Genomic DNA, 9010 nt, shown 5'->3' on the forward strand with positions numbered 1-9010 from the left:
TGCGATTGGAGTAGTATTTGCAATTGCGTTGGGTCAGTTGGACTGAGGCCGAAGTGTGGAGCGGGTCAACATGAAATTCAGGACGCATGACCCTCTGAGGCTGAGGATGTTTTTCAACGAGGCTTGAAATCCATGCCGGCCACAATCAGGTTTCCGGCGGCTTAGCGGCGCCGAAGCGCGGGCCCGCCTGTGTTTCACGCCCGAGAAGCTGCGTCGCAAGAAGGCCGGCGAAGGCGAGGAGGAGATCGAGCATCGCGGCAGTATCCTCGAAGAGCACGGTGAATACCGTAGAACGATAGAGAGACCAAGCACGATGTAGTTGACGAGGAAGTTCGTGACGGTTCCGCGCTCGATCAGGGTAATATGCCCCGCCGAACAGACAGGGCGGTCGGTTACCCGGCTTAGCTGTTTTGAGCAAGTGTATCGTTTGTCACGGTAATATCTGTGCTCATACCCGCTTGATAGTGGCCGGGAATGTTGCAGGCTGCTTCGACTTCAATGATCCGGTCCCCTCACTACACAGACAGAACTGCCTTGCTTAGCAGGTCCCGTACCAGGCTGGCAACTGCTTTCAGTTCATCGTTTTCAATGGCGCTCATTGAGGCCACGGGGTCGATGGCGCTTACTTCGACGCCGTCTTCGACTGATCGAAGAATGACGTTACAGGGCAGCATAGCACCCGCGCGGGGCTCAATACTGATGGCTTCAAATGCCATCGTTGGGTTGCAGGCCCCGAGAATTCGATAGGGCGCCATCTCTTTATCCAGTTTCTTTTTCATGGTGGACTGGACATCAATTTCTGTCAGTACGCCAAATCCCTGGTCTGCCAGGGCTTGACGGGTACGTGCGTCGACGGTATCGAAATCAGCGTTCTGTATAAGTCGGTTGATGGTGTAGTTCATCGTGTTTGTACTCCATTCAGGATTATCAGGTTGGTATGTGGGCCTGGATAGGAACCATGAAGTCCGATGGCGCTGGTTTAAAGGGTAAATTAGAATATTTCAATATTAACTGGGGTACCGGACAGCTCCGGGACTCTCTTCGCTTGGCTCGGTGGACCTAACTTTTGCGTTATACCAGCACCCGGCACTGCAGCTGTTAACCAACCTAATCTCATTGCTTTACCCTTACCCTTATCCTGTTTCTGCTTTCACCGTTACCTTTCGCTAAACAACCTCAAACCAGTTCATCATCCATGGGCACGAACCCGGCCATGAACGCACCAAACAGGATCATGAGCTCCCCCGCCAATCCAGCCTTTTGCTGGTATTGGCGAAAGAATTGTCCCAGCGCGGTAGTGCCAGCGCCCAGGGCGACAAAAACGAGTGTGAAGCCCAGGATAAACATGGTGCTCAACACAAGCCGCCACAGGCGATCACCCTGACCGGCCTGGCCTCCTATAAAGGACAGATAGCCAGACACCAGGCACCAGGGGCAGGGTGCAGGGTGAAAAGAATGACACCAAACCCCCAATGAAAGCGGTTAGTAGTCTAAGGCTCTCCAATCCGCTCATGGGTGAGAATGATTATTGTTGCCGTCGGGTGGTTCGCTGAACGCGAGAAAGTACAGCAACCCCAGGTTCAGTATGGGAACCAGTGCCAGTACACTGAGAATGCCTGGGAATCCAAGCTTTTCGCAGATTCGCCATAATGGTATGACCACCAGTGCAGCGACCAAAGGCCACCAGAACAAGTGCAAGCCCCAACTCATATCCATCATCATTTTGAATTCTCCCGGGTCAATTTAAGAAATTGCGTGGATGTATGGGATAGCTCAGTTTGAGAACTCTCATCCTACGCGTTCTACTCCAATTCGAAATAAAGTGTCGTTCAAGCAATCAATTCACAGCCGATAATTCGTCATGTGGTGAGATCAGAAGGCAGTAGTTTAGCTTCTTTTCTGAACGTAACGATAATTAAACGATTGAGGATCAGAGACTGGGTGGGCGATCGAGAGAGCTATGATAGCCCGAGTGGAGGGAATGATTGAGCGGTTGTGTATAGCGCTCAGTTTCCTGTGGCGCACTTTCGACCACACTTGTAGTGACCTGCGCTAATAGAGGTAAAAACAAGGATGTATCTAAGCGTGAAGGTCGTCATCGCGGGCGTCGCTAGCTTGAACGAACAGAGAGGATACTCGTGGGGCAACCGAATTTTCAGTCGAAGACATCTTTTTTACCAGTAGAGTCAGCCGATGATTGGACGCTACTTACTGAGCGATCTGATACTTCGAAACCCTACTGTCTGGAACATCCGTGTCCCGTTAGCCCCATGTTAACGGCTAGACTCCGTAAACAGTTCGTTCGAATACCCACCAGCCTGCCATCAAGGCTATCGCGATGGATGCCGGGTTCGTGATGTAGCTCCGGTACCAGTCCTTGTTCCTGAACCAGACGCCTACAGCCATAAAGCACAGGGCAATAACGGTCAACTGTCCGAGCTCAACCCCGATGTTGAAGCCGATCAGACCTGTAATAAAGTGATTTGGGCTTAACCCTATTTCCGTCAGAACGCTGGCAAAGCCGAGGCCATGCAATAGGCCAAATCCAAAAATAACCGCAGGTCGCCATTTGCTAAGATTGCGTGACCAAAGATTTTCGACGCAAACGTAGACAATAGAAAGCGCGATTAATGGCTCCACAACAGCCGCTGGTATTGTCACGATACCCAGCATACCCAGAGCGAGCGTTACCGTATGCGCCAGGGTGAAGCTGCTTACTTGCCATAACAAAGGCTTTAATTTTGAGCTGAGCAGAAACAAGCCGACCACGAACAAGATGTGATCGAGCCCTTTAGGCAAGATGTGTTCGAAGCCAATAACAATGTAGTTTGAAAATATTGAAAAACCGCTTTGTTTTACGGCCCCGGTGATATCAAAGGACCCTGTGGCCACACCGGGCTGAAGATACTCTGTATAGATTTCCTCTCCGGCTGCGGAACTGACCCGCAGAGCTGACCCGCCAAACTGTTCATCCCATTGCCAGTCCAGGCTTGAACTGCCGACTGGCAACGTGCCGGTAAAGGTAATGACAGCATCTCTGGCAAGGTCCAGATCCGGCTCAGTGGTTAGGGTAAGGCTCGGTTCAGGCAGGTTGACATCGATGCCATCAGCTTGGAAGTGGATGCCGTTTATCAGCTCGGGGGCAAACGCCTCGAAAACAGGTGTCAGCTCTTGCTCGGACATGGCCCGATATCGATCGTATTCAGCGGCCTGGGGCGCGTCATTGGTGTCGGTAACGTCCGGTCCGATCCCCGCCAGGTAGGTCTCAACGCTGGTTTGAATGTCTATCCTGTAGGTTCCGTTCTCTTCGAGAGACAGATCGATGATGGCCGGTCGAATTTCATGAGCCGTTGAGGCTGTGCTCAGGGCCAGCAAAACAACAAAAAGGCCAGCAAGGGCCTGCTTGGTGGTAGAAATCATGTGTTAGAGTCCATTGCAGTTATTATTTGAGCGCTATATGACCAGCGTTAACGGAAATATGCTGTTCACGAGCCAGTGTATACGAAGCAAAATGGACTGCCGATGCATTTATTGGGCACTTAAGGGTGGGATGCTGATCCAAGTTGGTTGTCAGCAGCCCGGATGAGGCGGATCACTTCCCTGTGATCACGGGGGTTTGCGGATCAGGCGAACTGCTCTTCCTCAGTTGAACCGGTCAGAGCGGTAACGGACGAGGTGCCGCCCTGAATAACCGTGGTCATGTCGTCGAAGTAGCCGGTACCGACTTCCTGCTGGTGTGCCACAAAGGTGTAGCCCTTGTCGGCGTCTTTGAATTCCTGCTCCTGCAGTTCAACGTAGGCCGACATGTCCTTGCGGGCATAGGCGTGGGCCAGGTTGAACATGCCGTGCCACATATTGTGAATACCGGCCAGCGTAATGAACTGGAACTTGTAGCCCATGGCCGACAGTTCAGTCTGGAACTTGGCGATGGTCGCGTCGTCCAGGTTCTTGCGCCAGTTGAACGAAGGTGAACAGTTATAGGCCAGCAACTGGTCCGGAAACTCCTTGCGGATGGCTTCGGCGAACTTGCGCGCTTCATCCAGATCTGGTTTGGCGGTTTCACACCACAAGAGGTCAGCATAGGGGGCGTAGGCCAGGCCGCGTGAGATGGCCTGATCAATCCCGGCTTTAACCCGGTAGAAACCTTCGTTCGTGCGATCACCGATGATGAAGGGAGCATCGTAGGGGTCGCAGTCGGAGGTGATCAGGTCGGCCGCGTTGGCGTCAGTCCGGGCCAGCAGAATGGTCGGCACGCCTTCAACGTCGGCCGCCAGGCGCGCTGCGGCGAGTTTTTGCACGGCTTCCTGAGTCGGTACCAGTACCTTGCCACCCATGTGACCGCATTTCTTGACCGAAGCAAGTTGGTCTTCGAAATGCACCCCGGAGGCGCCAGCGCGAATCATGTTTTTCATCAGTTCATAGGCGTTCAGAACTCCACCGAAACCGGCTTCGGCATCGGCCACGATGGGCGCGAAGTAGTCGATATAGCCTTCATCACCCGGGTTCTTGCCGGTTTTCCACTGAATCTGGTCGGCGCGCTCAAATGCATTGTTGATGCGGCGGACGACAGTGGGCACCGAATCGACCGAGTACAGTGACTGATCCGGGTACATGGTTTCAGAGGAGTTGGCATCGGCGGCGACCTGCCAGCCCGACAGGTAAATGGCCTGAATGCCGGCTTTTACCTGTTGCACCGCCTGGCCACCGGTCAGGGCGCCCATGGCGTTAACGAAGTCTTTTTCCGGGCGAAAGGCCGGACGGCCGCCCTCGTTAATCAGTTGCCAGAGTTTCTCGGCACCGCGAGTGGCCACCGTGTTGTCACGCTTCAGCGAACCGCGCAGACGCACCACGTCTTCAGCGCTGTAGGTGCGCTTTACGTTCTGCCAGCGTGGGTTGATGTCCCAGTCTTTCTGGATGGCTTCGATCTCGGCTTGGCGGCTGTAGTTTCCAGTGGTCATGGTTGTGCCCTCTCGGCGTTGCGGTCTAGTTGTAGTGAGTTATTGTGTGATCGTTGTTTTTGCAGCAACGGTGTGTCTCTGCAGCGACCTTGACTTCACATTAGAATCGCCAGTCTGATTTGGCCAATTTATAGTTATTATTTTCAGTATTCACGGGGTGAATGATGGGGGTGCCTTGAGTATAATCCGGTTCTGAACCGTGACCCTTTCAGAAACAGGAGAGACAGATGCAACTAAGTCGCATCGACATGAACTTGCTGGTGTATCTGGACGTGTTGCTGCGCGAGCGCAGTGTCACCCGGGCCGCCGATAAACTCGGCATCAGCCAGCCGGCAATGAGCAACGGCCTGCGCCGCCTGCGAACCCTCTTTGACGACCCCTTGCTGATCCGCACCAGCGAAGGCATGACCCCAACCGAGCGCGCCCAACAGCTCGAGCCCATGCTGCGCACCGTGCTGCAGGATATTGAGCGAGCCATTCAGCCCCGTTCCGATTTCGATGCCGAAAACAGCCAGCGGGTGTTCCGCATCATGGTCAGCGATTACGCCGAATCGACCCTGGTACCGCCGCTGTTGCGGCGTTTGCGCGAAGAAGCGCCGAACGTCATTCTGGATCTGATGACCCCCAGTGACGTCAGCTTTCTGGATGTGGAGCAGGGTAAGGTCGACATGGTCATCAACCGCTTTGACGACATTCCCCAGTCGTTCCACCAGACCATCGTCTGGCGCGATGAGTTCTGTTGCATGGTCAGTTCAGAGAACCCCATTCTCGACAACTTCAGTCTGAAGAACTACCTTCAGGCCCAGCATGTCTGGGTCAGCAAGACAGGTTATGGTGTCGGGGTGGGGGTCGATCCGGCCGATGTGCAGCGTCTGGGCTGGGTCGATGAAGTGTTGGGTCAGCTTGGTAGCAAGCGCAACATCACCGTCTTCACCCGTCACTATCAGGCCGCTATGCTTTTGGCAGAGCAAAACGACCTGGTAGTGACGTTACCCGCCCGGGCCGCTCTGCTGCAGGCGCACAATGATCGTCTGCGGGTGATGGCGCCTCCCTTTGTGATACCCGGTATCCAGCTCAAACTGGTGTGGAGCCCGCTGTTGCACCACGACCCGGCCCACCGCTGGATGCGGCGTCTCATAAACGAGGTGGCAGAGCGGGTTCCAAGCCCCGAGTTTTAATGGCAAGGTCAGGGTTAAAACTCACGTTTCGGAGTTCGGTTTTGCTATGTTGCCAGCAGTCCGTGCCAGGCACCGGGTTTACTTGTCCGGGGTCGGCGTAAACCCGTCCATGGGGCCTAGACTGAAGCATCCATGCTTCAGACTTCCCCGGACAAGCAAACCCGGTACCTGACACTCAGGTTATTGCAAACGTCGAACTCCGAAACGTGACTTAAAAGGCCAGATAGAACACGGAACATTCCAGGAATGTGAAATGGCATTCATACTGTGAATGGTGACTATAAGAACTATAAATTAGTCGTATTCAACCAGGCTCCCTAGACTCGAATAAAACGCAAACAACGACAGGCCAGACTCATGACAGATCGAACTCAACAAGGCGGTCTTCAGATCGCGACCGAACTATACACCCTGATCGACCAGGAAATAGCGCCCGGCACGGGTGTGACCTCGGCCCATTTCTGGGATCAGTTTGAAGCCATTCTGAATGAGTTTGGCCCGCGTAATGAAGCCCTGCTGCGTGATCGGGACACGATGCAAGCGAAGGTCGATCGCTACCACGCTGAGCGCTCCGGCGAGCCGCACGATGCGGCCGATTACAAAGCTTTCTTGCAGGAAATCGGCTATTTGCTGCCGCCGGCCGATGTCAAACCCATAACCACCGCCAATGTGGATACCGAAATCGCTGAACAGGCTGGCCCTCAGCTGGTCGTGCCGGTCAAGAACGCCCGTTTTGCCCTGAATGCGGCCAACGCCCGCTGGGGCAGCCTGTACGATGCCCTCTATGGCACCGATGCCATTGCGGAAGAGGGTGGTGCCGAAAAAGGGACAGGTTACAACCCGGTGCGCGGTGCCAGAGTGATCGCCTTTGCCAGGGCGCATCTCGATCAGGCTACACCGCTGGCCAGCGGATCCCATGCTGATGCCGTGTCCTACACCATCGCCAATGGCGCTCTCTCGGTCGAATTAAGCGATGGCAAGCGAACCGGTCTGGCCAAGCCCGCTCAATGCCTGGGTTATCAGGGTGATGAAGCGGCACCCACCGCCATTTTGCTGAAAAACAACGGCCTGCACATAGAAATCCAGGTCAATCCGAACAGCCCGGTGGGTAAAACCGATGCCGCCGGGGTCAAGGATTTGTTGGTGGAAGCCGCCCTGACCACCATTATGGACTGCGAAGACTCAGTCGCGGCCGTCGACGCCGAAGACAAAACCGAGGTCTACCGCAACTGGACCGGCCTGATGAAAGGTACGCTAAGCGAATCTTTCGAGAAAGGCGGCAAAACCGTCACCCGTTCACTGAACAGTGACCGCGCCTACCAGGGCCTGAATGGCCGCCCGCTGGTTTTGCATGGTCGCAGCCTGATGTTCGTGCGCAATGTCGGCCATTTGATGACGATCAATGCGGTGCTCGATCGCGACGGTCGCGAGGTGCCGGAAGGCATTCTCGATGGCATGGTGACGGCTCTGGCTGCCAAGCATGATGTACTGAACAACACCGAGCGCCGCAACAGCCGCACCGGCAGCGTCTATATCGTGAAACCCAAGATGCACGGCCCGGAAGAGGTGGCCTTTGCGGTCGATCTGTTCGCCCGCATCGAGCAGGCGCTTGATCTGCCAGCCAAAACACTGAAAATCGGCATCATGGACGAAGAGCGGCGCACCACGGTCAATCTGGCGGCCTGTATTCAGGCCGCCAGTGACCGCACCGTCTTCATCAATACCGGCTTCCTCGACCGCACGGGCGATGAAATCCACACCAGCATGCTGGCTGGGCCGATGATTCCCAAGGCCCAGATGAAACAGCAGGCCTGGATCAGCGCCTACGAAGACAACAACGTCGATGCGGGTCTCGCAGCAGGCCTGCCGGGCAAAGCCCAAATCGGGAAGGGCATGTGGGCCATGCCGGATGAAATGGCCAGCATGCTGGAACAAAAGCAGGGCCACCCGATGGCTGGTGCCAACACCGCCTGGGTACCATCCCCCAACGGCGCCACCCTGCATTCCGTGCATTACCATCGCATCAGCGTCGCAGAGCGCCAGGAAGCCCTGCGCCAGCGCGAGCCAGCCTCACTGGATGCCATTCTGCAGATTCCATTGCTGGCAGACCCGGGCTCACTGACCACCGAAGCCATTCAGGCCGAACTGGACAACAACGCCCAGGGCATTCTCGGCTACGTGGTCCGCTGGATCGATCACGGCGTCGGCTGCTCCAAAGTCCCCGACATCAACAACATCGGCCTGATGGAAGACCGCGCCACCCTGCGCATTTCCAGCCAGCACATGGCCAACTGGCTGCACCACGGCATCTGCACCGAGGCTCAGGTCATCAAAACCATGAAACGTATGGCGGCCATAGTCGACCAACAAAACGCCCACGACCCAAGCTACACCCCCATGGCCAAAGACCCGGACAACAATATAGCCTTCCAGGCGGCCCTGGCGCTGGTGCTCGAAGGCAAACAGCAACCCAACGGCTACACCGAACCCCTGTTGCATGCGTTCCGCATCAAGGCAAAGGCAACCAACCGCGCCTGACGGCGCTACTTCGGGGGCACGGTTGAATATGGTGCCATGAGTGCGTGCTGGCCACCGGGTAGGCCTCTCCGGGGTCGGCGTGAACCCGTCCATGGGGCCTAGGCTTCGGCATCCATGCCTCAGACTTCCCCGGAGAGGCCTACCCGGCAGCCAGCACTTAGCTACGGGTTAAATTTCCCCAGTATTTGAAATGACCTGTGTAATGAATCGCTTTTCGTTTAACCACAGGTCTACTGAGTTAGAAGTTCGCTGCAATTCAACCTGTTGCCTACCAAGGGCTGCCGGGTATGCTTACTGGTGGCCGTTAGACCGCATGGATGCGGTCTCCGAGCCCCC

General features: G+C 55.5%; 7 protein-coding genes. 2 read left to right on the forward strand and 5 right to left on the reverse strand.

Translation table 11 applies throughout. The features are described 5' to 3' along the window. Positions 1-515 precede the first annotated feature (515 nt). From WEB54_RS00035 to aceA, 5 genes are all read right to left on the reverse strand, one after another. Positions 516-902 (reverse strand): DUF302 domain-containing protein, encoded by a 387-nt coding sequence (locus tag WEB54_RS00035; RefSeq protein WP_368052597.1) that lies wholly within the window; start codon positions 900-902, stop codon positions 516-518. A 274-nt stretch (positions 903-1176) separates the two neighbouring features. Beyond that, positions 1177-1473, reverse strand: a complete 297-nt coding sequence (locus WEB54_RS00040) for a cytochrome c biogenesis CcdA family protein (protein ID WP_368052598.1) — start codon at positions 1471-1473, stop codon at positions 1177-1179. Between the two features lie 36 nt (positions 1474-1509). Next, complete coding sequence (locus WEB54_RS00045) at positions 1510-1722, reverse strand: hypothetical protein (RefSeq protein ID WP_368052599.1); 213 nt, start codon at positions 1720-1722, stop codon at positions 1510-1512. A gap of 558 nt (positions 1723-2280) precedes the next feature. Continuing rightward, entirely contained in the window at positions 2281-3420 is a 1140-nt protein-coding gene (locus WEB54_RS00050; RefSeq protein ID WP_368052600.1) for a HupE/UreJ family protein, read from the reverse strand. A gap of 203 nt (positions 3421-3623) precedes the next feature. Then, positions 3624-4958, reverse strand: a complete 1335-nt coding sequence (gene aceA / locus WEB54_RS00055; RefSeq protein ID WP_368052601.1) for an isocitrate lyase — start codon at positions 4956-4958, stop codon at positions 3624-3626. Between the two features lie 227 nt (positions 4959-5185). Between aceA and WEB54_RS00060 the strand changes: the two genes are divergently transcribed. Next, on the forward strand, positions 5186-6136 hold the full coding sequence (locus WEB54_RS00060; RefSeq protein WP_368052602.1) for a LysR family transcriptional regulator: 951 nt from the start codon (positions 5186-5188) through the stop codon (positions 6134-6136). A 357-nt stretch (positions 6137-6493) separates the two neighbouring features. Beyond that, positions 6494-8674 carry a malate synthase G gene (locus tag WEB54_RS00065; protein ID WP_368052603.1) on the forward strand — a complete coding sequence of 727 codons (2181 nt, stop codon included), beginning with the start codon at positions 6494-6496 and terminating at the stop codon, positions 8672-8674. Positions 8675-9010: the final 336 nt, after the last annotated feature.

Origin of the sequence: Saccharospirillum sp. (genome assembly GCF_040881935.1) — a bacterium.
Classification (GTDB): Bacteria; Pseudomonadota; Gammaproteobacteria; order Pseudomonadales; family Natronospirillaceae; genus Saccharospirillum.